At 70.3% G+C, this 22,985-nt stretch carries 21 protein-coding genes, 1 pseudogene and 1 riboswitch; of the genes and pseudogenes, 8 read left to right on the forward strand and 14 right to left on the reverse strand.

All coding sequences use genetic code 11. The features are described 5' to 3' along the window. Positions 1-358: pseudogene (locus Q7T09_RS14340) on the forward strand (NADP-dependent oxidoreductase); the annotation flags it as partial. Positions 359-398: 40 nt separating this feature from the next. On the opposite strand, the gene Q7T09_RS14345 reads toward Q7T09_RS14340, so the two are convergent. Next, complete coding sequence (locus Q7T09_RS14345; RefSeq protein ID WP_304700569.1) at positions 399-1,367, reverse strand: LysR family transcriptional regulator; 969 nt, start codon at positions 1,365-1,367, stop codon at positions 399-401. 96 nt (positions 1,368-1,463) lie between these two features. On the opposite strand from Q7T09_RS14345, the gene Q7T09_RS14350 reads away from it, so the two are divergent. After that, positions 1,464-2,126 carry a glutathione S-transferase family protein gene (locus Q7T09_RS14350; protein WP_304700570.1) on the forward strand — a complete coding sequence of 221 codons (663 nt, stop codon included), beginning with the start codon at positions 1,464-1,466 and terminating at the stop codon, positions 2,124-2,126. A 49-nt stretch (positions 2,127-2,175) separates the two neighbouring features. Further along, a complete protein-coding gene (locus Q7T09_RS14355; protein WP_304700571.1) occupies positions 2,176-2,868 on the forward strand; it encodes a hemerythrin domain-containing protein in 693 nt (230 codons plus the stop codon). Between the two features lie 75 nt (positions 2,869-2,943). On the opposite strand, the gene Q7T09_RS14360 is transcribed toward Q7T09_RS14355, so the two are convergent. Beyond that, positions 2,944-3,822 carry a hypothetical protein gene (locus tag Q7T09_RS14360; RefSeq protein WP_304700572.1) on the reverse strand — a complete coding sequence of 293 codons (879 nt, stop codon included), beginning with the start codon at positions 3,820-3,822 and terminating at the stop codon, positions 2,944-2,946. Positions 3,823-3,996: 174 nt separating this feature from the next. Between Q7T09_RS14360 and Q7T09_RS14365 the strand changes: the two genes are divergently transcribed. Further along, complete coding sequence (locus Q7T09_RS14365) at positions 3,997-6,819, forward strand: pitrilysin family protein (RefSeq protein WP_304700573.1); 2,823 nt, start codon at positions 3,997-3,999, stop codon at positions 6,817-6,819. Continuing rightward, the gene (locus tag Q7T09_RS14370) at positions 6,819-7,049 is read left to right on the forward strand and encodes a hypothetical protein (RefSeq protein ID WP_304700574.1); all 231 of its coding nucleotides are present in this window, start codon (positions 6,819-6,821) and stop codon (positions 7,047-7,049) included. Before Q7T09_RS14365 ends, Q7T09_RS14370 begins: the two co-directional genes overlap by 1 nt. Before the next feature lie 6 nt (positions 7,050-7,055). Here the strand turns inward: Q7T09_RS14370 and purH are convergent, their stop codons facing one another. From purH to Q7T09_RS14395, 5 genes are all read right to left on the reverse strand, one after another. Then, on the reverse strand, positions 7,056-8,648 hold the full coding sequence (gene purH / locus Q7T09_RS14375) for a bifunctional phosphoribosylaminoimidazolecarboxamide formyltransferase/IMP cyclohydrolase (RefSeq protein WP_304700575.1): 1,593 nt from the start codon (positions 8,646-8,648) through the stop codon (positions 7,056-7,058). Positions 8,649-8,668: 20 nt separating this feature from the next. After that, positions 8,669-8,750: riboswitch (ZMP/ZTP riboswitch) on the reverse strand. 28 nt (positions 8,751-8,778) lie between these two features. Continuing rightward, positions 8,779-10,506 (reverse strand): heparinase II/III family protein, encoded by a 1,728-nt coding sequence (locus Q7T09_RS14380; protein ID WP_304700576.1) that lies wholly within the window; start codon positions 10,504-10,506, stop codon positions 8,779-8,781. 8 nt (positions 10,507-10,514) lie between these two features. Next, positions 10,515-11,174, reverse strand: coding sequence for a ribulose-phosphate 3-epimerase (gene rpe, locus Q7T09_RS14385; protein ID WP_304700577.1), 660 nt, complete (start codon positions 11,172-11,174; stop codon positions 10,515-10,517). Between the two features lie 42 nt (positions 11,175-11,216). After that, on the reverse strand, positions 11,217-12,506 hold the full coding sequence (locus Q7T09_RS14390) for an RsmB/NOP family class I SAM-dependent RNA methyltransferase (protein WP_304700578.1): 1,290 nt from the start codon (positions 12,504-12,506) through the stop codon (positions 11,217-11,219). A gap of 56 nt (positions 12,507-12,562) precedes the next feature. Next, entirely contained in the window at positions 12,563-12,949 is a 387-nt protein-coding gene (locus Q7T09_RS14395) for a hypothetical protein (RefSeq protein ID WP_304700579.1), read from the reverse strand. Between the two features lie 146 nt (positions 12,950-13,095). Between Q7T09_RS14395 and Q7T09_RS14400 the strand changes: the two genes are divergently transcribed. Together Q7T09_RS14400 and Q7T09_RS14405 are read left to right on the forward strand one after the other, a co-directional pair. Continuing rightward, complete coding sequence (locus Q7T09_RS14400; RefSeq protein ID WP_304700580.1) at positions 13,096-13,293, forward strand: DUF1674 domain-containing protein; 198 nt, start codon at positions 13,096-13,098, stop codon at positions 13,291-13,293. A gap of 116 nt (positions 13,294-13,409) precedes the next feature. Then, entirely contained in the window at positions 13,410-13,949 is a 540-nt protein-coding gene (locus Q7T09_RS14405) for a hypothetical protein (protein ID WP_304700581.1), read from the forward strand. Between the two features lie 4 nt (positions 13,950-13,953). Here the strand turns inward: Q7T09_RS14405 and pyrF are convergent, their stop codons facing one another. Continuing rightward, on the reverse strand, positions 13,954-14,646 hold the full coding sequence (pyrF, locus tag Q7T09_RS14410) for an orotidine-5'-phosphate decarboxylase (RefSeq protein ID WP_304700598.1): 693 nt from the start codon (positions 14,644-14,646) through the stop codon (positions 13,954-13,956). Positions 14,647-14,743: 97 nt separating this feature from the next. On the opposite strand from pyrF, the gene Q7T09_RS14415 reads away from it, so the two are divergent. Beyond that, positions 14,744-15,430, forward strand: coding sequence for a MarC family protein (locus Q7T09_RS14415; protein WP_304700582.1), 687 nt, complete (start codon positions 14,744-14,746; stop codon positions 15,428-15,430). Positions 15,431-15,559: 129 nt separating this feature from the next. On the opposite strand, the gene Q7T09_RS14420 is transcribed toward Q7T09_RS14415, so the two are convergent. The 6 genes from Q7T09_RS14420 to Q7T09_RS14445 form a co-directional block, all read right to left on the reverse strand. Continuing rightward, a complete protein-coding gene (locus Q7T09_RS14420) occupies positions 15,560-16,360 on the reverse strand; it encodes an SDR family oxidoreductase (RefSeq protein WP_304700583.1) in 801 nt (266 codons plus the stop codon). 31 nt (positions 16,361-16,391) lie between these two features. After that, on the reverse strand, positions 16,392-16,865 hold the full coding sequence (locus tag Q7T09_RS14425; protein ID WP_304700584.1) for a universal stress protein: 474 nt from the start codon (positions 16,863-16,865) through the stop codon (positions 16,392-16,394). Positions 16,866-16,920: 55 nt separating this feature from the next. After that, positions 16,921-17,955 carry a tryptophan--tRNA ligase gene (trpS, locus tag Q7T09_RS14430; protein WP_304700585.1) on the reverse strand — a complete coding sequence of 345 codons (1,035 nt, stop codon included), beginning with the start codon at positions 17,953-17,955 and terminating at the stop codon, positions 16,921-16,923. 146 nt (positions 17,956-18,101) lie between these two features. Beyond that, positions 18,102-19,733 (reverse strand): murein biosynthesis integral membrane protein MurJ, encoded by a 1,632-nt coding sequence (gene murJ, locus Q7T09_RS14435; RefSeq protein WP_370689255.1) that lies wholly within the window; start codon positions 19,731-19,733, stop codon positions 18,102-18,104. A gap of 39 nt (positions 19,734-19,772) precedes the next feature. Continuing rightward, positions 19,773-22,601 (reverse strand): [protein-PII] uridylyltransferase, encoded by a 2,829-nt coding sequence (locus tag Q7T09_RS14440; RefSeq protein WP_304700586.1) that lies wholly within the window; start codon positions 22,599-22,601, stop codon positions 19,773-19,775. Positions 22,602-22,741: 140 nt separating this feature from the next. Further along, entirely contained in the window at positions 22,742-22,981 is a 240-nt protein-coding gene (locus tag Q7T09_RS14445; RefSeq protein ID WP_304700587.1) for a hypothetical protein, read from the reverse strand. Positions 22,982-22,985 lie beyond the last annotated feature (4 nt).

Raw genomic sequence — 22,985 nt, forward strand, 5'->3', positions numbered from 1 at the left:
GATCGACGTCTATTTCGACAATGTCGGCGGCGATCACCTGGAGGCGGCCCTGCGCCGCATGAACACGCTCGGCCGCATCCCGGTCTGCGGCTTCATCTCCGGCTACAATTCCGGCCACTCCAACGTCTCGAACCTGTCCAACATCATCTATTCGCGGGTGATGCTGCGGGGCTTCGTGGGCACGGACTTCATGCACATGTACGCCGACTTCCAGCGCGACATGGCCGGCTGGCTGAAGGACGGCCGCGTCAAGTACCAGGAGACCGTCCTGGACGGGATCGCCAACGCGCCGGCCGCACTGATCGGCCTGATGGAAGGCCGCAACGCCGGCAAGATGCTGGTGAAGCTGGCGGAGTAGGCCCGGGCTCTCCTCCCCGGTCCAAGGGGAGGAGCATCCCTCAGCCTGTCTTCGGGAAGGCCACCACCGCGGCGGCCTTCTGGGCCTTCATGGCCGCACCCTGGGCCTCCAGGGTGCGGCGCAGGGTGGCGAAGTGGGGGACGATGAAGTCGATGAAGGCCCGCACCCGCAGGGTGTCCTTCATCTCCGCCCGGGTCACCACCCAGGCGCTGGCGCCCAGGTCGGGGATCGGCGGCCAGACCTGGATGAGGTCGGGGTCGAGGTCGGCCAGCAGGCAGCCGATGGGCGCGACGCCCAGGCCCGCCTTCACCGCCAGGTTCAGATTGGTCATCGAGTTGGAGGAATGGGCCGGGACCGCGCCGGGGACCTGCTCGAACATCCAGCGGGTGCCGGGCAGGGCCATGCGGCCGCCCTCCCCGCCGATCAGGTCGTGCTGGCGCAGGTCCTCCAGGGTGGCGGGCAGGCCGCGGCGGGCGGCGTAGTCGCGGCTGCAATAGAGGGCGAACTCGAAATCGGCCAGCTTGCGGGCCACCAGGTCCGACACCGTCAGGGCCTGGCCCGCCCGGATGGCGACGTCGGCCTCGCCGGCCGCCAGGTCGAGGGGCAGGTCGCTGAGGATCAAATCGACCTTCACGTCGGGATAGAGCTCCCGGAACCCCACCAGGGCCGGGGTGATGGCCAGGTTGGCGAGGATCTCGGTGGAGGTGACCCTCAGCGTCCCGGCCAGCCCGCGCTGGTGGGCGCCGGCCCGGTTGGCGAAGGCCTTGGCGGACACCTCCATCCGCTCGGCCTCGGCCAGCAGGTCCTCGCCGGCCTCGGTGAGCCGGCTGCCGGCCTGGCCGCGCTCGAACAGTTTCAACCCCAGGGCCGTCTCCAGGGCCTCGATACGCCGGGCCACGGTGGTCTGGTTGATCTTCAGGGTCCTGGCCGCGGCCAGGGTCGAGCCGCCGCGGGCGACGGCGAGAAAGGCCTTGAGATCGTTCCAGTCGAACATCGCCCCATTCTGCATTTCCGCAGAACCTTCCTGCAAGACCGCTGATTGCCGACCCGCGTTCGTCGAACTAAACCCCGCCCCCCGCAACCCTGACAAGAACAAGACGCCCCGATGAAACTCTATTGTGACCCGATTTCCACCACCTCGCGCCCCGTGATGCTGTTCGCCGCCGAGGCCGGTATCCCGCTGGAGCGGGTCCATGTGGACCTGATGACCCAGGCCAACCGCGAGGCCGCCTATCTGGCGGTGAACCCCAACGGCGTGGTGCCCTTCCTGGCGGACGGCGACTTCGCGCTGGGCGAATCCTCGGCGATCCTGAAGTACCTAGCCGACAAGGTCGGCTCGCCCGCCTATCCCACCGAGCTCAAGGCCCGGGCCCGGGTCAATGAGGCGCTCGACTGGTTCGCCACCAATTTCCACGAGTACTTCTGCCTGTTCACCGTCTATCCGAACTTCGGCATCCCGCACGGAGTGGACCCCGACCTGGCCCAGGCCATGGTGGCATTCGGGACCGAGCACGCGCCGCGCTGGCTGACCGTGCTGGACCGTCACATGCTGGGCGACCGGCCCTTCGTCTGCGGCGGCGAGATCAGCCTGGCCGACTATCTGGGCTCGGCCTTCGTGACCCTGGGCGAGGCCTCGAGCTTCGACTTCAGCCCCTACCCCAACATCCAGGCCTGGATCGAGCGGATGAAGGCCCTGCCGTCCTGGGACGCCACCTATGCCGGCTTCAACGGCTTCGTCTCGGCCCTCGGCCAGGCCCGGGCCGCCTAGCCCCCTTCTGAAGACCCGCCGCGGACGCCGCGGCGGGCGGAGAACCTTCATGTCCTTCATCCAAGCCAAACCCCGCGCCACCCACGACTTCTACGCCCCGATCCACAAGGGTATCCGCCTTGGCCTGTGCCAGGTGCTGACCCGCCTGGGCGCCGCCGACGCCGGGGATCCGGACCTGTCCCGGATGCTGACCGACCTGCGCGCCCAGCTTGCCCTGTCGCAGCAGCATCTGGCCCACGAGGACGCGGTGATCCACACCGCGCTGGAGGCCCGCGCCCCGGGCGCCACGACCCGGCTAGAACAAGCCCACGCGCATCACCGGGCCAGCTTCGAGGACCTGGAGGCCCTGATCTGCCGCGTCGAACGCAGCGAGGGGGCGGAGACCAACGCCCTGCTTCGCGCCCTCTACCTGCGCTTCTCGCTGTTCGCGGCCGACGACTTCGCCCACATGGCCGAGGAGGAGCAGCTGATGCTGCCGATCCTGCAGAGCCTGTTCTCCGACGACGAGCTGATGGCCCTGGAGGACGCCATCGTCAGCCAGATCCCGCCCGAGGAGATGATGGCGGTGGCCGGCCTGATGATTCCGGCCGCCACCCGCACCGACCGCATCGGCATGCTCAGCGCCCTGCGCGCCAATGCGCCGGCCGAAGCCTTCGGCGCCATCCTGTCCGTGGCCGTCCGACCCAACATCTCGGCGGCCGACTTCGCGCATCTGAGCGAGGGACTGGGCCTGGCGGCCTGATCTCTAAGCAATCGCCATCTCGGCCCGCCGTGTGCCGAGATGGTGACACGTTGCGGCTGGTGACACATCGTCACTTCAAGACGCTTGTGCGGCGATCAGCGCTCCAAGCCACGGAAGAAAGGGCGTTACCACTGTGATGTGGTCGGATGCTGCGCTAATAAAATCTTGATATGCGGCAAGAAATCGAGACGTACCCGCAGCCTTCTTCATGATCTCAACTTGGTGAAGTAGGGACTCTCGATCTTTCTTAATTCTTATGCCCTCGACCGCCTCCACAAGTTGATCGAATTTACCCAAATCTAGCGAAACCGAATTTACCGAGTTGTCTGTCGAGGCGTTGTAAATTCTAGCGCCCGACCCTGTTGCACTGCCTGTGTTGATTGCGCCTGAGAACGTTCCAATGTTGACGGCCAAGCTGGCGGCCGTCCGGATCTCCTCCGTAGTGAAGCTAACGCCTGAGCCTGTAATGCCAGCGCTCTCAAGCTCGATGGCCCAGTCAAGCGCCTTGCCCCGAACGCGATCAAGAAGGCCAATTATTGTGCTACGATCAACATTCAGGCCCATTCTCGCGAATCGGACGTCCGATCCTCGATTCAGCATGTCCACGATCTCTGGCGAATACTGAAAAAAGATCATGCCCTCGCCTGGCAACAACGCTTCCAGGCTGGCGATCGATTGGCGAATCTCGCGCTGACGAAGGTACTTCATTGACCCGGCATCAGCTTGGATGGGAATCCATCCGTTGTAGGGGTTGTGGGCGACTGGAGCGCCGGAGATCGACCGATACTCGGGGATCGGAGCGTCCCCGTATCCTTCGATCTCATGATCCACCCACGCGGCGATGGAATTGAGTTTCAACTTCAGAGCGGCAAGCTTCATACGCCGCAGGAGTTGGGAGACGGGAATCTCGTTTGAGACCGCCTCCAATTGGATTTGTTCGACAATGCTCGGCATCAGAGTCCCCTCGCGAGATATTGGGCTTTGCCGTCCAGCTCGCCAAGCCCAACCGAAGGGTGCCGAGCCAATCATGCGGCCCCACCCCCACGACTGCATGACAATCCCGTAAGCTTCCCTCGCGCGTCGCGGGTGCTAGGTTCGCGTCAACCCCGCCCCCTTCGAGACGCGTCCATGTTCCGCACCTTCGCCTGCGCCGCCGCCCTGAGCCTGGGGCTCGCCGCCACCGCGCCCGCCTTCGCCGCCGACACGGTCCCGCCGATCGCCTACAAGGAACGGACTCTGGCCAATGGGCTGAAGCTGTACAGCTCGCTCGACCGCACCACGCCGAACGTGACGGTGCAGGTCTGGTACGGGGTGGGGTCGAAGGACGACCCGCTGGGCCGCTCGGGCTTTGCCCATTTGTTCGAGCACATGATGTTCAAGGCCACCAAGGATTTCCCGGCCGAGAGCATCGACCGCTTCACCGAGGACGTGGGCGGGATCAACAACGCGTCCACCTATGACGACTTCACCAACTATTACGAGGTGGTGCCGGCCAACCACCTGGAGCGGCTGATCTGGGTGGAGAGCGAACGGCTGGGCTCCCTCGTGGTGGACGAGGAGAACTTCAAGTCCGAGCGCGACGTGGTGAAGGAGGAGCTGCGCCAGCGGGTCCTGGCCAGCCCCTATGGCCGGCTGTTCGCCCTGTACCTGCCCAAGGCCAGCTACACGACCCACCCCTACAAGCGGCCGGGGATCGGCTCCATCGAGGAGCTGGACGCCGCCACCATCGACGACGTGCGCGCCTTCCACGCCGCCTATTACCGGCCCGACAACGCGGCCCTGATCGTGGTGGGCAATTTCGACGAGAAGGCGTTGAACGCCTGGGTCGACAAATATATGGGCCCGCTGAAACCCCCGGCCCAGCCGCTGGCGCGCGTCACCGCCGTCGAGCCGCCGCGCACCGGCCCCGGGGTCTATACCGGCTACGGCCCCAACGTCCCCCTGCCCGCCGTGGCCATCACCTGGCTGGGCCCCAAGGCCGCCGACCCGGACGCCCCGGCCCTGAAGGTGCTGGACGCCATCCTGTCCTCGGGCAAGTCGGCCAGGCTCTATGACGCGCTGGTCTACGACCAGCAGATCTCGGCCCAGGTCTTCTCCAGCGCCGACCTGCCACAGCAGCCCGGCATGTTCATGGTGGGCTCGATCATGGCCTCGGGCCACACCATCGACGAGGGCGAGAAGGCCCTGCTGGCGCAGGTGAAGCGCCTGCGCGACGCCCCGCCCACCCCGGCCGAGCTGTCGGAAGCCAAGAACGAGCTGGTGGCCGGCAAGCTTCGCGAGCGGGAGACCATCGACGGCCGCGCATTTGCGCTCGGCTACGCCCTGCGCACCGAGGGCGACGCCGCCCAGGCCAATACGGAGCTGGCCGAGTTGCAGGCGGTGACCGCCACCGATGTGCAGCGGGTGGCCGCCAAGTACCTGGCCGACGACCGGCGGATGACCATCCGCTACCTGGCGGACTCCGACCGGCCCAAGGGCGAGGTCGCCGCCGCCGAGACCGCCCCCGTCGTCGCCTCGGTGAAATATACGGGCCCGGTGAGCGAGCTGCTGCCGGCCGGCCAGCGCCAGGCGCCGCCGCCGCTGGCCGAACCCGTCAGCCCGGTCCTGCCCAAGCCGGCGGAGAAGACGCTGGCCAACGGCCTGCGGGTGATCGTCGCCCAGTCCACGACGTTGCCCCTGGTGACCGCCGACCTCACCGTCAAGACCGGCGCCTGGGCCGATCCGAACGGCCTGGCGGGGGTGGCCAACATGACCGCCGGCATGCTGACCGAGGGCACCAAGACCCGCAGCGCCCCGGAGATCGCCCAGCAGGCCGAAGCCCTGGGGGCGACGCTTGAGTCCGGCGGCGGCCAGGAGAGCAGCTCCGTCACCCTCAACGTCATGCCCGGCAACCTGGACGCAGCCATGGCGATCATGGCCGACGTGGCCAAGAACCCGGCCTTCGCCAGCGAGGAGCTGGAGCGCCAGCGGGCCCAGACCCTGGACGGCCTGTCGGTGGCCTATCAGGAGCCGGGCCAGCTGGCCGCCTTCGCCGCAGGCCCCACGGTCTTCGCCGGCACCGCCTTCGGCCATGTGGCCGGCGGCACCCCCGCCTCGGTGGCCAGGTTCGCCACCGGCGACCTGGTGAAGCTGCACGAGGCCTACTACCGGCCCGACAACGCCATCCTGGTCCTCACCGGCAAGATCACCCCCGCCCAGGGCTTCGCGCTCGCCGAACGGACCTTCGGCGACTGGAAGAAGCCGGCTGCGCCGACTCCGGTCGCGCCCACCATCACGCCGGCCGCCAAGCCCCGGGCCATCGCCATCGACCTGCCCGGAACCGGCCAGGCGGCGGTGAGCGTGGCCGGCCCCGCCATCCCCCGCAACGACCCGGCCTACTATCCGGGCATCGTCGCCAACACCGTGCTGGGGGGCGGCTACTCGGCCCGGCTGAACCAGGAGATCCGCATCAAGCGAGGCCTGTCCTACGGCGCCAGCTCGTCCCTCACCCCGCGGCGGACCACCGGCCTGTTCCGCGCCGCGGCCCAGACCAAGAACGAGTCCGCGCCCCAGGTGCTGGACCTGATCCTGGCCGAGATGAAGGGCCTGAGCTCGACCCCGCCCGGGGCCGACGAGCTGAAGGCCCGCAAGTCGGTGCTGATCGGCGGCTTCGGCCGCCAGCTGGCGACCACCGACGGCCTGGCCGACATCCTGGGGAACCTCGCCCTCTACGGCGTGCCGCTGGACGAAGTGAACGCCTATACCGCCAAGGTGGAGGCGGTGACCGGGGCGCAGGTGCAGGACTTCGCCAAGACCAAGCTCGATCCGGCCCATGTCAGCGTCATCGTCGCCGGGGACGCCAAGAGCTTCGCCGAGGGCCTGAAGGCGCGGCGCCCCGACCTGGAGGTGATCCCGGTCGCCGACCTCGATCTGGACAGCCCCAGCTTGCGGAAAGCTGCTAAGGCCCCCTGATGGGATTTCACTTCGACGCCCTGTCGCTGTTCGGCCTCGCCGCCGTCTGCGCCAGTCTGTTCTGCTACATCATGGAAAGGCGAAGCCCCTGGTGGACCCTGGGCTTCGCCTTCGCCAATTTCGCGGCCTCGTCCTACGCCTTCCTGCAGGGCGCCTGGCCCTTCGGGTTGATCGAGATCTTCTGGGGCCTCGCGGCCCTGTGGCGCTGGTGGGACACGCGGACGGCCTAGCCGGAGCTAGTGCCGGAAGACCCGCACCCCGGTGAAGACCATGGCCAGGCCCCGCTCGTCGGCGGCGTCTATGACCTTCTGGTCGCCGATGGAGCCGCCCGGCTGGATCACCGCGGTGCAGCCGGCGTCGGCGGCCTGGATCAGGCCATCGGGGAACGGGAAGAAGGCCTCCGAGGCGCAGGCCGAGCCCTTGAGGTCCAGGCCGAAATCGGCGGCCCGCAGGGCGGCGATGCGGGCGCTATCCTTGCGGTTCATCTGGCCCGCGCCGACGCCGAGGGTTTGCCCAGCGCGGGCATAGACGATGGCGTTGGACTTGACGTGCTTGGCGATGGTGAAGGCGAACAGCATGTCGCGCACCTCCTCGTCGGTGGGCGCGCGCTTGGTGACGACCTTGAGATCGGCGGCCGTCAGCCGGGCGTCGTCGCGGCTCTGCACCAGGAAGCCGCCGGAGACCGACTTGAAGGTGGTCCCGGCCGCCAGGGGGTCGGGCAGGCGCCCGGTGGTCAGCAGCCGCACGTTCTTCTTCTTGGAAAACAGGGCCACGGCGTCGGGGTCGGCGTCGGGGGCGATCACCACCTCGGTGAGCAGCTTGAGGATCTCGGTCGCGGTGGCGGCGTCCAGCTTCTGGTTCAGGGCGATGATGCCGCCGAACGCGCTGGTGGGATCGCAGGCCAGCGCCCGTTCATAGGCCTCCACCATCGTCTTGCCGGTGGCCACGCCGCAGGGATTGGCGTGCTTGATGATGGCGCAGGCCGGGCCGGCCGCGGGGTCGAACTCGGCGATTAGCTCGAAGGCCGCGTCGGTGTCGTTGATGTTGTTGTAGCTGAGCTCCTTGCCCTGGAGCTGCCGGGCGGTGGCCACCCCCGGACGCGGATCGGCGAAGCGGTAGAAACTGGCCGTCTGGTGGGGGTTCTCGCCATAGCGCATGGTCTGGACCAGCTCGCCGGCGATGGTCCGGCGCTTGGGGGCGAGGTCCCCCAGGGCGGCGGTGAACCAGGTGGAGATGGCCGCGTCATAGGCCGCCGTGCGCGCATAGGCCCGGGCGGCCAGCGACTTGCGCAGGGCCAGGCTGGTGGTCCCGGCGGCCTTCAGCTCGGCCAGAACCTCCTCCAGGTCGGAGATCTCGGTACAGACGCAGACATAGCCGTGGTTCTTGGCCGCCGAACGGATCATGGCCGGGCCGCCGATGTCGATGTTCTCGATCGCCGTCTCGAAGTCGGCGCCCGCGGCCACCGTGGCCTCGAAGGGGTAGAGATTCACATAGACCAGGTCGATGCCGCCGATGCTGTGCTCGGCCATCGCCTTGGCGTGGTCGGGGGCGTCGCGCACCGCCAGGAGGCCGCCGTGAACGATGGGGTGCAGGGTCTTGACCCGGCCGTCCATCATCTCGGGGAAATTGGTCAGCTCCGAGATATCCTTCACCGCCAGGCCGGCGCCGGCGATGGCCGCCCGGGTGCCGCCGGTGGAGACCAGCTCGACGCCCAATTCGGCGAGGAGTTTGGCGGCCTCGACCAGGCCGGTCTTGTCGGAGACCGAGATCAGGGCGCGCTTGATGGGGGCGCGGTCGGCGGGTTTGGGGAAGTCGGGGGCTGCGGGCACGGCAAATCCTTCATCGTTTGAGGAGTTGCCCAGGCGAGCGGCATATGGACCCCGCGCTCCCCGGTGGTCTCCCACCTCAGTTCGCCAGTCACGCAGGTCGGGGTCGCTTTAGTCCCGGTAGACCCACCCGTCAATGCGGCGGCGGCCAGGCCTCGGCGGCGGCGAGCTTCCAGCGCACCCGGGCGCCGGCGTCCAGGCGGGCGTTGCCGCGCAGCACGATCTGGTGGGTCCGCTTGGGCAGGCCGTCCTGGAAATAGACCGAGGTTTCCACGGCCACCTCCTGGGCGTCGTTGCGCAGCCACCAGCCGGTCTCGTCCCCCTCCGCCCGCAGCAGCACGCTCTTGCCGTCCCGGGCCAGACTGGCGCGGACCTCCGGGTGGACATGGAAGCGGACCATGAAGGGGACGAAGCGGCGGCCGTCGTGGTCGCCCGCGGCGCCCTCGGCCGGGACCAGGCGATCCTCGCCCCTCAGCTCGTCGGCGATCAGGTCCAGGAACAGCCGCCGCTCATGGCGCAGGCCGAAGCGCGGGACCCAGCCGTCGTGGGACATCTCCAGCCACAGGGCCTCGCGGGTCTCGTGGCGCTGGGCGGCGACGGTCTCATAGGCGTCCACCAGCCGGGGGCCCAGCGCCCCGGCCCGGAAGCCGCGCAGGGGCTCGCCGCAAGACGCGTCGCCGACGCTGACCGTCGAGGCGGCGTCGGCCAGGCGCAGGGCCTGGGGGCCGTTGGCCTCCGGCGACCAGCCGCAGGCCACGATCATCCGCCGGCCGGCCGCCAGCACCTCCAGCGCCAGGGGCTGGGCGCAGGCCGTCACGCTCCAGGGCCCTTGCGCCGGGGGCGCGCAGTCGGCCAGGATCTGCAGGCTGCGGGACTCCAGGCGCTGATAGCCGTTCCGGGCCGCCGGCGGGCGGGCGGGCGCCTCCTCGCTGGCGCGGGCGGCGGCGACATAGGGACGTCGCCCCGCCTCGCCCCCCTGCAGGTCGGGCAGGCAGCCGTCGGCCAGGGTGAAGAAGCGGATGGCGCCGGTGAGCCGGTCCATGGCCCGCATCATCTCGTCGGGCGCCGCGATGCCGCGCTGGACCAGGGCCTCGTCCAGGGCCTGGAGGTCCAGCAGCAGCTCCAGCGCCGCGCGGGGACTGCGGGAGGCGTGGCCGCCGTCGGGCTGGACGGTGGCATAGAGGGCCCGCTCCAGCCGGATCAGGCCCCGGTCGACGAGCTGTTCCCCGGCCTCGCCGGAGAGCGCGGTCCCGGCAAGGGTGGCGGCCGCCGCGCGCTCGGCGGCGCGCACCGGCCCCTCGATGCTGGAGAGCAGATGGCGGGCCTGGCGGGCGAGATCGAGCGTTATCAGGGCGGTTTCGGCGTCGGAGGCCCGGGCGCAGAGGGTGTGGACCGCGCAGGCCAGGTTGAAGGTCCGCCGCTCCAGCACCTCCGGGGCCCAGGAGAAGCCGTTCCAGCGGCCGAATACCCGGCTCCAGTCCAGGGTCAGGCGCAGGCCCTCGGCGGCGCCCGCCTCGCCGGTCGCCAGCAGGTCGGGCATCCAGTCGAAGCGGTGCAGGAGGGCGGCGAAGCGGCGGGTGGGGCTGGGACGGTCCCAGGGATCGCCGCGGGTCCCGGTCTCCAGGGTCGCGCCGCCGAACACGAAGCGGCCGTCCAGGATGCGGCGGCCGGCCTCCGGATCGACCGGGCGCGGATCGTGGGGATCGGCGGCCAGCCCCTCGGGGCGCGGCCTGGCCAACAGCCAGCGGTGCATGGGGGTTCCGGCCCACTCCCGCTGGGCCTGGCGGCGGGTTCCCTGGGCCAGGGCTTGGAGGAAGACTCGGCCGGGCAGGCGCGTCAGAGCCGGAGGGCCGCCCGCCATGCCGGGTCCTACCCGCCCTTCAGGGCGGCGATATTGGCGGCGTAGGCGGCGGGGCCGCCCTTGAACACCGCGGTCCCGGCCACCAGGGCCGTGGCGCCGGCGGCCACGCAGAGGGGGGCGGTCTCCACCGTCACCCCGCCGTCCACCTCCAGGTGGATGTCGCGGTCGCCGATCATCTCCCGCAGCCGGGCGATCTTGGCCAGCTGGGAGCGCATGAACGTCTGGCCGCCGAAGCCGGGATTGATGGACATCACCAGGATCAGGTCGACCTCGTCCATCATCCACTCGATCACCGAGGGCGAGGTCGACGGGTTGAACACCACCCCGGCCTTGCAGCCCAGCTCGCGGATGCGCTTCAGCGTGCGGTTCAGGTGGGGGCCGGACTCGGGATGCACGCTGATCAGGTCGGCCCCGGCGGCGGCGAAGGCCTCCAGATAGGGGTCGACCGGGGCGATCATCAGGTGGACGTCGAAGGGGATCGAGACGTGGGGCTTCAGGGCCTTCACCACGTCGGGGCCGATGGTGATGTTGGGCACGAAATGGCCGTCCATCACGTCGATGTGCAGCCAGTCGGCGCCGGCCGCGGCCACGGCGCGGCATTCTTCCCCCAGCTTGGCGAAATCCGACGCCAGGATGGAGGGGGCGATGATCGGGGTGCGCGCGGTCATGGTCCCGACTTAACGGGGCCCGGCGCCCGGGACAAGGCGGAGTTAGGCGCCGCGGACGTAGCGGGCGACGAAGAAGCCGTCCGTGCCCCCGATGCGGTGGTGGGGCAGGATTCTGAGCGTGCCGTCCGCCCTCACGCTCGCCTCCGGCGCCCCACCCTCGCCGGGCGAGATGGGGGCGAGCGCGAAGTCCGGGTTGCGGGCCAGGAAGCCGGCCGTCTGGGCCTCGCCCTCCTCCGGCTCCAGGGAGCAGACGCAATAGACCAGGCGGCCGCCGGGCTTCACGCGGCGGGCCGCGGAGTCCAGCAGCTTGGCCTGGACGCCGGCGAGCGCGGCGACATCGCCCGGCTTGGCGGCCCAGAGCACGTCGGGATTGCGGCGATAGGTGCCCGTGGCGCTGCAGGGGGCGTCCAGCAGGACGGCGTCGAAGCTGCGCTCGTCGCTCCAGGCCCCGGCGTCGGCGGCCACGGTCTCGGCGGCTAGATCCAGGCGGGCGAGGTTCTCGGCCACCCGCACCAGGCGGGCGGCGGAGCGGTCGACGGCGGTGACCTCCGCGCCGGCGGCGGCCAGTTGCAGGGTCTTTCCCCCCGGGGCGGCGCAGAGATCGAGCGCGCTCTCGCCGGCTTTCACGTTCAGCAGCCGGGCGGGGACGGCGGCGCTGGCGTCCTGCACCCACCAGGCGCCGTCGGCGAAGCCCGGCCAGGTGGAGATCTCGCCCCGCAGGGCCGAGCGCAGGGTTCCCCCCGGCAGTTCCTCGGCCTTGAGGGCGGCGAGCAGCTCCGGGGAGGCCGGGCCCTTGAGGGACAGGTCGGTGGCCGGCTCGGCGGCGATCAGGGTGGCCATGGCGCGCGCCGCCTCCGCCCCGAAGGCGGCGCTCCAGCGGGTGAACAGCCAGGGCGGGGCCAGGGACTCCGGATCGGTCATGTCCGGCGGCTCGCGGGTGAGCGCCCGCAGGATGGCGTTGACCACCCCCTTGAAGGCGCGGCCCTCCTTCAGCGCGGCCACCAGGTCGACGCTGGTCCCGACGGCGGCGAAGGCCGGGGTGCCCAGGACGAAGGCCTGCGCCGCGCCCAGGCGCAGGATGTTGCGCACCACGTCGGGCGGGTCCCGCGACAGCCGCGCGTCCAGGGCCCGGTCGATGGGACCCAGGTGGCGCAGGGTGGCCAGCACCAGGGCGCGGGCGAAGCCCCGGTCGCGGGGCGCCAGGTTGCGGAAGGCCGGGGTGGCGGCGGCTTCGTCGAAGCCGGTGCGGCGAGCGAGCGCGGCGCTCAACAGGTCGAGCGCGGCGCGGCGGGCCGGCAGGCCGGCGGCGTCAGGGGATGCAAGGTCGGTCACGCGGGCGGCGTGCCCCCAAAGCGGTCCTGAGGCAAGCCCTGACGTCGCGCGGCGCCCTAGGCGATGGCCGGCTTGCGGGCCACGCTGAGCACCGCCACGGCGAAGATCGCCATGCCCAGGACCAGCAGCACCTCGCCGCCCACCATGATCGGCACATAGGCCCTGTTCCCCTTCAGCATGATGGCTAGCAGGGGCAGGCTGATGAGGTTGCCGAGGTTGGAGACCGCGAAATTGGTCCAGGCCAGACGCGTCGGCGCCTGGGCGCCGGCCAGGCCGTAGAAGGTCCCCATCAGGGCGAGCGTCGCCCAGCCCAGCAGGTTGATGTGGGCGTGGACGGGCGACAGGGTGAAATCCTCGGTGGCGCCCATGTACATGCCGAGGCTCATGCCCAGCAGGGCGTAGAGGACCGCGGCGCCGAAGAAGGCGACGGAAATCTTGGACATCTGAAACACTCCCCCGAATGTTGCGCGTCCGCCCTCGCCTGACGCGGAGCGAACGCTGATCGCTCTACCTAAAATGGGTTGAGTTCCATGGCAACGCTTGGCCCCGACAACTGGCGCGGGAGCCCCGGAGGCTCTAGATTGCCCCCATGGAAGACTCCGCGCCCCCGAACGCCGCCCCCGGCAAGCCCCTGACCCCCGCCGCCCGCCGGGCGCTGGAGGAAGCCGCCGCCCGCCACGCCGAGGCAGGGGCCGCCCCGGCGCCGGCAGAGGACGGCGGCCCCGCCGGTCCCGAACCCACCCGCTTCGGCGACTGGGAGCGCAAGGGCATCGCCGTCGACTTCTGACACGGCCAAGCCTGTTAACCCTTTCCGCGCCAGCTTTCGCGCCTGAGGCGTGAGCGGTCGCCGCAACCGCTTGCCGGGCCTAGGTTTGTCGCCGCGAGACCTGGTGGAGGCGCGGCATGTCCTGGTTAATTCGGATGGCGATGGGCCTGGCCCTGGCCCTGGGCGCGAGCGCGGCCCTGGCCGGTTGCCCCGATCGCTGCGGCGGGGGCGGCGGGTTCAACCTGCCCACCTATGGCGATGTGGCCCAGCACTACGGCTATCCCAGCTGCGGGGGCTGCGCCTCTCGCCATGACGACCGGGGGTATGGCTACGGGGACCGCAGGTATGACCGCGACGACCGCTATGACGATCGCGGCCCGCCCCCCTGCCGCGAGCAGCGGTGCGGCGGCTGCCGCCAGTGCGGCGAGCTGACCCTGGGCAATTTCTATTATGACGGCGGCGTCGGCCCCTATCCCGAGGGCGGCTACGGCGGGGGCGGCGGCTATGTGATGAGCGGCGGCGGCGGATTCGCCGGCGCCGGAGCCGGGGCGAGCGCCAGCGCGCGGGCCTCGGCCTTCGCCAGCTCCAGCAGCCATGTCAGCGTCAATATCGGCCGCGGCGGCGGTCGCAAGGGCGGCGGCGGGTGCAATACCTGCGGCGGCCACGGCCACAGGTAGGGCGTCAGATCCCCGCCATCTCGCCCGCCACGCGGATCGCGGCCTCGCGCGGGTCGTTGGCCGCGGTGATGGGGCGGCCCACCACCAGATGGGAGGCGCCGGCCCTTAGAGCGTCGGCCGGGGTGGCGGCGCGGGCCTGGTCGTTCCGGGCCGACCAGTCGGGACGCACGCCGGGAGTGACCACCAGGAAGTCCTTGCCGCCGATGGCGCGGGCGAGCGCCGCCTCATGCGGGCTGGCCACCACGCCGTCGCAGCCGGCCTTCATCGCCTGGTGGATGCGGCGCTCCACCAGGGACCGCGCGGTCTCGGAGAAGCCCATCTCCAGCAGGTCGGCGTCCGACAGGCTGGTGAGCACCGTGACCGCCAGAATCTTCAGGTTCGAGCGCCCCTTGCCGCGCACGGCGGCCTCCATCACCTGGGGCTCGCCGTGGACGGTGAGGAAGTCGCAGCCTGAGTCGGCCAGGACAGCGGTCGAGCGCTGCACCGTGGCGCCGATGTCGTGCAGCTTCCAGTCCAGGAAAACCTGCTTGCCCTGGGCCTTCAGCTCGGCGGCCAGACCCATGCCGCCGCCGGTGGCGAACAGCTCCAGGCCCACCTTGTAGAAGCTGACGGTGTCGCCGAGCGCGTCCACCATCGCGCGGGCCTCGGCGGCCGTGGGCAGGTCGAGGGGGATGATGAGGCGGGGGTCGGCCTTCACGAGGGTCTGGGCGTCGGACATGGCTTAGCTCCGGGCAGGCGCGCGTGACCTCAGCCAGGAGGTCGGCGCGGGAGACGAATTGGGCTAAGACGCTGCAATGAGCCCGGCAGACTTCGCGGTCAACTTCTTCGTCGCCCTTTTCGCCCTGATCGACCCGATCGGCACCGTGCCCCTGTTCGCCGCGGCGACCATGGGGGTGAAGAGCAAGGATTCACGGCTGATCGCGGTCTATATCGCCTTCTTCATCCTGTTCTTCCTGACCTTCTTCTACTTCTCGGGCCTGTCCCTGCTGGCCTTCTTCGGCATCTCCCTGCCGGCCTTCCGCATGGCCGGCGGCATCATCCTGTTCCTGCTGGGCCTGGACATGGTGCGCGGCGACATGGCTGCGAGCGTCGAGGCCGTCGACACCACCCCCGGCGAGGGCCGGGCCCATGCCCGCAAGCGCTTCGAGCGGATGATCGTGCCCTTCGCCATGCCCCTGCTGATCGGGCCTGGCGCCATCTCCACGGTGATCATCTACGCCAGCGAGGCCAAGCGGTTCGGCCTGGTGGGCGCGGCGGTGGGGGTCGGCGTCATCGCGGCCACGGCGCTGTCGACCATGCTGGCCTTCTGGGCCAGCCCGCTGATCACCCGCATGCTGGGCAAGATCGGCCTGACCATCGTGGTCCGGGTCCTGGGCCTGATCCTCTGCGCGCTGGCCGTCCAGTTCGTGATGATCGGCATCGCCGATAGCACCCACGACGTCATCCTGCGCAAGGCCGCCGCGCCCTACGGGGCGCACTGAGCGGCCCCTCCCTCCCCTTCATGGGGAGGGGCAGGCCGGCTTGCCGGCCGGGGTGGGGGAGTATGGCGGCATTCCCCACCCGTCCGAAGCTGCGCTTCGTCCACCCTCCCCATGAAGGGGAGGGTGGGGCTACACCTTGCGGAAGCGCGGGCCCTGCCAAGCCATCAGGGCCAGCGCCCAGTCGTCGGGGATGAGCCTGGCCAGGCCGGCGATGGCCTTGTTGGGGGCGCCGGGGACGGCGACGGCGCGGTTGGCCTCCACGGCCTCGTAGCCGGCGGCGGCCACCTCGTCGGCGCCCAGCCACAGCCAGGTGGGCGTCGAGGCGCTGATCCGCTCCCGCGTTCCGTTGGCGTCGTGGAATTCCGAATAGGTGAAGCCGGGGCAGAGCGCGCTGACATGGACCCCCGTGGCCAGGTTCTCCAGGTGCAGGCTCTGGGAGAACTTCACCAGGTAGCTCTTGGTGGCACCGTAGAGGGTATGGCCGGCCGAGCCCGGGATCAGGCCCGCGAGCGAGGACACATTGACGATGCGGCCGAACCGGCGATCCACCATGCCCGGCAGCACCCGGTGGGCCAACTCGCTGGGAGCGGTCAGCATCACCTGGATCACCGCCTGCTGCTGCTCCCAGGTGGTGTCGGCATAGGTTCCGGGCTGGCCGAAGCCGGCGTTGTTGATCAGGGCGTCCACTCGCCGGCCGTGGGCGGTGAGATGGTCGAGGATGGCGCCGGGGGCCGCGGGGTCGGCCAGGTCGGCGGCGACGGTGAGGGTCTCCACGCCATGCCGCAGGCGGATGTCCTCGGCCAGGCGGTCGAGCCGGTCGGCGCGGCGGGCGGTGAGCGCCACGTCATAGCCGTGGCTGGCGTAGATCCTGGCGAAGGCCGCCCCGATCCCGGCCGAAGCCCCCGTGATCAGCGCCAACTTGCGGTCCATGAAACGCCTCGCCCGTATCGATACGGTCTAGTTACGCCAGATCGGCGATCTCGTCGTCGGTCAGATCGCCCGGGACGATGGTGACCGGTAGCTTGCGGGCGCCCCACTTGACCCCCTCCTTGGCGATGGAGGCCACCAGGGGGCCGGGGCCGCGGCCCTCCACGGCGGCCGCCAGGACCAGGATCTTGATGTCCGGGTCCTCGGAGACCACCTTGCGCAGGGCCGCGCGGGTGTTGTCGGCGTGCTCGATGATGAACTCGGGGGCGACCCCGGTCTCGGTGACCACGAACTGAGCCATCTTCTGCAGGGCGGCTTCGGCCTCCTCGCGGGCCTGGCGCTCGATCTCTTCCCGGACGCCCGACCAGTGCTCGAAGACGGCCGGCTCGATCACCCGCAGCAGGGCCACATGGCCGCCGGTGGAGCGGGCGCGGCGGCAGGCGAACTTCAGCGCGGCCAGGAACTCCGGACTGTCGTCGGCGATGACCAGGAACTTGCGTTGGCTCATGGGGCGACGGTGGCTTGCTCCCGGTCCGGATGCAAGCCACCTCCGCAGCTAGGGTTTAGGCGCCCCAGAAGCCGACGAGCTTCTTCACCTCGGCGAGCGTCGGGGCGGCGGCGGCCCGGGCCCGTTCGGCGCCGGCGGCCAGCACCTTGTCGATCTCGGCAGGGTCGGCCATCAGCCGGCGCATCTCGGTCCCCACCGGCCCCAGCTTGGCGACGGCCAGGTCGGCGAGGCGGGGCTTGAAGGCGCCGAAGCCCTCGCCGGCGAACTCGGTCAGCACCTCGGCGGAGGTGCGGCCGTCCAGGGCGGCGTAGATGCCCACCAGGTTCTGGGCCTCGGGCCGATCCTTCAGCTCATCGACCGTCTCCGGCAGGGGCAGGGGATCGGTCTTGGCCTTGCGGATCTTCTGGGCCACCGCGTCGGCGTCGTCGGTGAGATTGATGCGCGCGGCGTCCGAGGGGTTGGACTTGCTCATCTTCTCGCTGGCGTCACGCAGGGACATGATCCGCGCCCCGGCGCCCTGGTGGATGGGCTCGGGCAGGGGGAAGTAGCCGGGGGCGTCGAAGTCGTGGTTGAACTTGGCCGCGATGTCGCGGGTCAGCTCGACGTGCTGCTTCTGGTCGTCCCCCACCGGCACGTGGGTGGCCTTGTAGAGCAGGATGTCGGCGGCCTGGAGCACCGGGTAGGTGTAGAGGCCGACGCTGGCCTTCTCCTTGTTCTTCCCCGACTTGTCCTTGAACTGGGTCATCCGATCGAGCCAGCCGACCCGGGCGACGCAGTTGAAGATCCAGGCCAGTTCAGCATGCTCGGTCACCGCCGACTGCGGGAAGATGGTGGCGATCTTCGGATCCAGACCGGCCGCCAGATAGGCCGCGGCGATCTCGCGGGTCTGGGCGGTCAGCTTGGCGGGGTCCTGCCACTCGGTGATGGCGTGCAGGTCAGCCACGAAGATGAAGGTCTCGGCCTCGTGCTGCATGCGGGTGAACTTCACCAGGGCGCCGAGATAGTTGCCCAGGTGCAGATCGCCGGTGGGTTTAACGCCGGAGAGCACGCGTCGTTTGCCGGCATAGGCGGCGGGAGCTTGTTCGGTCATGGGATCAGGCTTTGAAACGGAGGACGTGGGGGCGCGCGGTCGCGCGCCGCGGAAGCGGGATCAGGCGCTGCGCCATCGCCAGGAGAATGCGTCCGGATAAGCCATGGCGTTGCGAATAGTCCGCGCGGACGCTTTGGGCAAGTCCGTCAGAGGTCGGGGACGGCCACGGCCACGTCGCCCTTGCGCCGCCGCAGCGCCCCGCGCACCTCGGCGGGGGTGACGCCGCCGAAGGCGAACAGCAGGACCGGATAGAGCAGGCCGCCCACCAGGGAGACCGCAAGAACGGTGATCTCCTTGGCGCCGCCGATGCCCGCCAACGGCGCTTCGATGACGCTCCGGAAGTGGGTGGCCAGCGCCAGCAGAACGCCCAGTACGGTGCTGGCGGCGATCACGCGGAGGATCTTGCCGGTGGCCTTGGCCGAGGGGCGATAGACCTTCTGGCGCCAGAGCAGGAGCGCCATCTGAGCCACGGTGCCCCAGGAGGCGATGGCCGTGGAGATGGCGATGCCGGGGAAGCCGAGGGTGTAGAACAGCGCCACCCCGAGCACGATGTTGACCGCCACGGAGATCAGCGAGAACCGCATCGGGGTCTTGGTGTCGCCGCGGGCGAAGAAGGCCGGCTGCAGGATCTTGATCAGGATGAAGGCCGGCAGCCCCCAGCCATAGTGGAAGATCAGCGCGCCGGAGGAGGCCGCGTCGGCGTGTGTGAACTCGCCGCGGGCGAAGAGGCCGTCGGCCAGGTAGACCGGCATGGCCATCAGGGCCGCGGCGGCGGGCAGGCTCAACGCCAGGGCGAAGACGATGGCCTGGTCCATGGCGCCTTGGGTGTCCTCGTGGTCCTCCAGCTGGAAGGCGGTGGAGAGCCTGGGCAGCAGGGCAACCCCGATGGCCACTCCCACCAGGCTGAGCGGCAGCTGGTAGAAGCGCTCGGCGACGTTCAGCCAGACCCGCATGCCGGCCACCTGGGAGGCGAGGATGGCGGAGATGAACAGGTTGATCTGCACGGCGCTGGAGGCGATCACGCCGGGCACCGCGCGGCGGGCCAGGGCCTTGATCTCCGGGGTGAACTTCAGGGCCTTCAGGTGGACCCGGGCGCCGGTGCGATGGGCGCCCCACCAGCAGATGGCGGCCTGGCCGACGCCGGCGATCACCACCCCCACCGAGGCCGCGAAGGCCGCCTGGGTGGGATCCTTCTGCGGCAGAACCGCGATCAGCATCACCACGTTGAGGATGGTGGGATAGAGGCCGTAGATCACGAACCGGCCCCGCGCCGTCAGGATGCCCGCGAACAGCGAGGCGATCGAGATGCAGGGCAGGTAGGGCATGGTGATCTGGGTGAGCAGCACCGCCAGCTTGAACTTGGCCGGGTCGCTCATATAGCCGGGGCTGTAGGCCATCATCAGCCAGGGCATGGCCAGCTGGCAGGCGATGGTCACCGCCACGGTGGCGGCCGCGAGCGTCGCCAGGGAGTCGGCGGCGAAGGCGTCGGCGGCCTCGCGGCCGTCGCTGGCCAGCCGGCGCGAATAGTCGGGCACGAAGGCCGCGGCGAAGGCGCCCTCGGCGAAGATCCGGCGGAACAGGTTGGGGAAGGTCAGGGCCGTGAAATAGGCGTCGGCGGCGATGTTGGAGCTGCCCCCCAGGCGGGCGGTGATCACCAGGTCCCGGGCCAGGCCCATGAACCGGCTGACCAGGGTCAGGGCCGAATAGATCATCGACGAGCGGATCATCCCGCCGGGCTTGACGGGGGCGGACGACGGGGTCGGGGTTGGATCGCTCACCTTGGCTCTGTGCGCAGGGCCGCGCGCGCCGTCAAGGGATCAGCGCGCGACGCTGGCCCGGGCCCGTTGCAGGTTGGCGCGGCTCTTCGGGGCGGCGGCGGCCTCGCCTTCGTCCAGGGCCGCCATCAGATCGGCCTTGAGGCTGGTCATGGCCTTGGGATCGGTGAGCTTCTTGCCCGCTGCGTCCACCACGTAGAAGGCGTCCACCGCCCGCTCGCCATAGCCGTCGATATGGGCCGAGAGGATGGAGAGGCCCGCCTCGGAGATCGGCTGGGCCAGGGCCGCCAGCAGGCCCGGCCGGTCGCGGCCCGAGGCCTCCACCACCGTCGAGACCTCCGAGGCGTCGTTGTCGAGCATGACGGTGGGGGTGATGGAGAAGGCCGCGGCGCGGCTGAAGTCGGAGGTGCGCTTGGTCTCGGTCTTCACCGGCTCGCCGCGGGCCGCGGCCTCCAGGGCCTCGGCTAGGCGGGCCAGGGCCTTGCCGTTGTCGCTGCCATAGGCCGCCCCGGTGACATCCTGCACATAGAAGACGTCCAGGGCCTGGCCCGAGCGCGAGGTGAAGACTCTGGCGCCCACCACATTGGCGCCGAGCGCCGTCACCGCATGGGCGAGGTCGACGAACAGACGGGGCCGGTCGGGGGCGGCCACCACCACTTCAGAGGCGTTGAGGCCCGGGCGGATGTGGCCCTCGGCGGCGGCGCCGGAGGTCTCGGCGCGGCGGGCCAGGATGGCGTGGCGCTGCACCTCGGCCTCGGCGAAGGAGGTGAAATAGGCGTCCTCCATGGCCTGGGCCCAGGCGGTGGCGGCGGGATCGACCGCCACCAGCCGCATGCGGGCGTCATAGGCGGCGTTCTCATGATAACGGCGCACGGCGGCCGCGGCGTCCGAGCCCCGGCCGCCGCGGAACACGGCCTCGGTGGCGGCGTAGAGCTCGCGCAGCAGTTGGCCCTTCCAGCCGTTCCAGACGCCCGGCCCCACGGCGCGGATGTCGGCCACGGTGAGCACCAGCAGCAGACGCAGGCGTTCGGGGGTCTCCACGATGCGGGCGAAGTCCACCACCGTGCGCGGATCCGACACGTCGCGCTTCTGGGCGTAGTCGCTCATCACCAGGTGATGCTCCACCAGCCAGGCCACCAGCTCGATGCGCTTGCGGTCCTGGCCCAGGCGTTCGCAGGCCTGGCGCGCGGCCCGGGCCCCGGCCTTCTCCTGGCCGCCGGCCCCGCCCTTGCCGGTGTCGTGCAGCAGCATGGCCAGGAACAGGGCCTCGGGGTCGTCGATCAGCGGCATGATGGCCGTCGACAGCGGATGGTCCTCGGCGAAGCGGCCGGCCTTGATCTGGGCGATCACGCCGACCGCCCGCAGGGTGTGCTCGTCCACCGTGTAGGAGTGGTACATGTTGAACTGCATCTGGGCGACGATGCGGCCGAATTCCGGGAGGAAGCGGCCCAGGACGCCCGCCTCGTTCATCAGGGTCAGCGTCCGCTGCGGGTCGCGACCCCGGGCCAGGATGTCCAGGAACACCTTGGCCGCGGCGGGATCGCGCCGGGTCTTCGACGTGATCAGGGGCAGGGACCGGGTGGCGGCGGTGAAGGCGTCGGGGTGCAGATCCAGGTTCCGCTGATCGGCCAGGCGGAACAGGCGCAGCAGGTTGAGGGGGTCGGCCTCGAAGATCTCGGGCCCGTCGATGTTGAGACGGCCGCCCTCCTCGTGGAAGCCGGGGTCCAGCACCTTCTTGCGCGACTGGCCCCGGCCCGGCAGCAGGCGGGAGATGCCCCTGGGCTGCGACTTGACCCGCTCGGACTCCAGCTTGGCGGCGAAGACCCGGGTGAGCGCGCCCACCTCCTTGGCGATCAGGAAGTAGCGCCGCATGAAGCGCTCGACGGCCGGCGCGTCGCCGCGGTCGCCATAGCCCATGCGCCGGGCGATCTCCGGCTGCAGGTCGAAGGTCAGGCGCTCTTCCGGGCGGCCGGTGGCGAAGTGCAGGTGGCAGCGCACCGCCCACAGGAAGTCGAAGGCGCGCAGGAAGGCGGCCACCTCCCGGCGCTCGAACATCTCCAGATGGACGATGCCGTCCATCCGGGCCTGGGCCGAGGGGTTCAGGTACTGCGCGATCCAGAACAGGGTGTTGAGGTCGCGCAGGGCGCCCTTGCCCTCCTTGACGTTGGGCTCCACCAGGTAGCGGGTGGCGCCGGCCCGGTCGTGGCGCTCGTCGCGTTCCTTGAGCTTGGCGGCGACGAACTGGGCGCCGGTGCCCTTGACCACCTCGGCGGCGAAGCGGCGGGTCAGCTCCTCGGCCAGCTTCTCGTCGCCGGTCAGGCGCCGGGCCTCCAGGATGGAGGTGCGGATGGTGAAGTCTTCCTTGGAGAGCCGGATGCACTCCTCGACCGTGCGCGAGGCGTGCCCGACCTTAAAGCCCAGGTCCCAGAGGGCGTAGAGCATGTACTCGATGACGCTCTCGGCGTGGGCCGTCTGCTTGTAGGGACGCAGGAACAGCAGATCGAGATCGGAGAAGGGCGCCAGCGTGCCGCGCCCGTAGCCGCCGACCGCCATCAAGGCCAGGCGCTCGCCCTCGGTGGGATTGCGGGCCCGGAAGACGTGGACGGTGGTGAAGTCGTAGAGGGCGGTGACCACCTCGTCGGTGACCCCGGAGAGCAGGCGGGCGGTCTCGATGCCGCCGGCGCCGTTCTCCAGCCGCTCCTTGGCGATCATCCGGCCGCGGAACAGGGCCTGCTTGAGGATGTCCAGGGCGCGCCGGCGCTGCTCGGCCTCGTCGCCCGCGGCGTCCAGGGCCGCGGCGGAGAGCTGGGCGCGCAGCCGGATGCCGTCAACGACATATTCCAGGCGCGTGGGACGCAGGCGTGGCGGCATGTTGTGCCCTTGGGGAGACGATCCCCGACATATAGGGCCGCGCCGCGCCCCGGGCGAACCCCGCACAGGGCCGCGGCCAAAGAAAAAGGCCGGCGCCCGTGAGCGCCGGCCTTCCTGCAATCTGATCGAGCCCGCGCGGCTTAGAGCGCGGCCAGCTTCTCGCGGGTCACCTTCAGGGTGTCGCGGACGCAGCGGCTGTAGGCGCCGAGGATCATGGTGTCGCCCGCGGTGTCCTTCAGGCAGACGGTGCGGGCCGCATCGGCGATGTCGGCGTTGATCTGGTCGGCGGACTTGCCGGCGAGGGAGACGCGGATTTCGGTGGCGCTGGCCGAGGTGGCGAGGAGGGCGGCGGCGGCGGCGAGAACGGCGATGCGGATCATGTTC

Source organism: Phenylobacterium sp. (assembly GCF_030645195.1).
In the GTDB taxonomy this organism is placed as follows: Bacteria; Pseudomonadota; Alphaproteobacteria; order Caulobacterales; family Caulobacteraceae; genus Phenylobacterium.

What these genes read in the sequence shown, in the direction of transcription:
- Q7T09_RS14345 (WP_304700569.1), bottom strand. Translation starts at nt 1,367, where the DNA reads ATGCAGAATGGGGCGATGTTCGACTGGAACGATCTCAAGGCCTTTCTC.
- Q7T09_RS14350 (WP_304700570.1), top strand. Translation starts at nt 1,464, where the DNA reads ATGAAACTCTATTGTGACCCGATTTCCACCACCTCGCGCCCCGTGATG.
- Q7T09_RS14355 (WP_304700571.1), top strand. Translation starts at nt 2,176, where the DNA reads ATGTCCTTCATCCAAGCCAAACCCCGCGCCACCCACGACTTCTACGCC.
- Q7T09_RS14360 (WP_304700572.1), bottom strand. Translation starts at nt 3,822, where the DNA reads ATGCCGAGCATTGTCGAACAAATCCAATTGGAGGCGGTCTCAAACGAG.
- Q7T09_RS14365 (WP_304700573.1), top strand. Translation starts at nt 3,997, where the DNA reads ATGTTCCGCACCTTCGCCTGCGCCGCCGCCCTGAGCCTGGGGCTCGCC.
- Q7T09_RS14370 (WP_304700574.1), top strand. Translation starts at nt 6,819, where the DNA reads ATGGGATTTCACTTCGACGCCCTGTCGCTGTTCGGCCTCGCCGCCGTC.
- Q7T09_RS14380 (WP_304700576.1), bottom strand. Translation starts at nt 10,506, where the DNA reads ATGGCGGGCGGCCCTCCGGCTCTGACGCGCCTGCCCGGCCGAGTCTTC.
- rpe (WP_304700577.1), bottom strand. Translation starts at nt 11,174, where the DNA reads ATGACCGCGCGCACCCCGATCATCGCCCCCTCCATCCTGGCGTCGGAT.
- Q7T09_RS14395 (WP_304700579.1), bottom strand. Translation starts at nt 12,949, where the DNA reads ATGTCCAAGATTTCCGTCGCCTTCTTCGGCGCCGCGGTCCTCTACGCC.
- Q7T09_RS14400 (WP_304700580.1), top strand. Translation starts at nt 13,096, where the DNA reads ATGGAAGACTCCGCGCCCCCGAACGCCGCCCCCGGCAAGCCCCTGACC.
- Q7T09_RS14405 (WP_304700581.1), top strand. Translation starts at nt 13,410, where the DNA reads ATGTCCTGGTTAATTCGGATGGCGATGGGCCTGGCCCTGGCCCTGGGC.
- Q7T09_RS14415 (WP_304700582.1), top strand. Translation starts at nt 14,744, where the DNA reads ATGAGCCCGGCAGACTTCGCGGTCAACTTCTTCGTCGCCCTTTTCGCC.
- Q7T09_RS14420 (WP_304700583.1), bottom strand. Translation starts at nt 16,360, where the DNA reads ATGGACCGCAAGTTGGCGCTGATCACGGGGGCTTCGGCCGGGATCGGG.
- Q7T09_RS14425 (WP_304700584.1), bottom strand. Translation starts at nt 16,865, where the DNA reads ATGAGCCAACGCAAGTTCCTGGTCATCGCCGACGACAGTCCGGAGTTC.
- trpS (WP_304700585.1), bottom strand. Translation starts at nt 17,955, where the DNA reads ATGACCGAACAAGCTCCCGCCGCCTATGCCGGCAAACGACGCGTGCTC.
- Q7T09_RS14440 (WP_304700586.1), bottom strand. Translation starts at nt 22,601, where the DNA reads ATGCCGCCACGCCTGCGTCCCACGCGCCTGGAATATGTCGTTGACGGC.
- Q7T09_RS14445 (WP_304700587.1), bottom strand. Translation starts at nt 22,981, where the DNA reads ATGATCCGCATCGCCGTTCTCGCCGCCGCCGCCGCCCTCCTCGCCACC.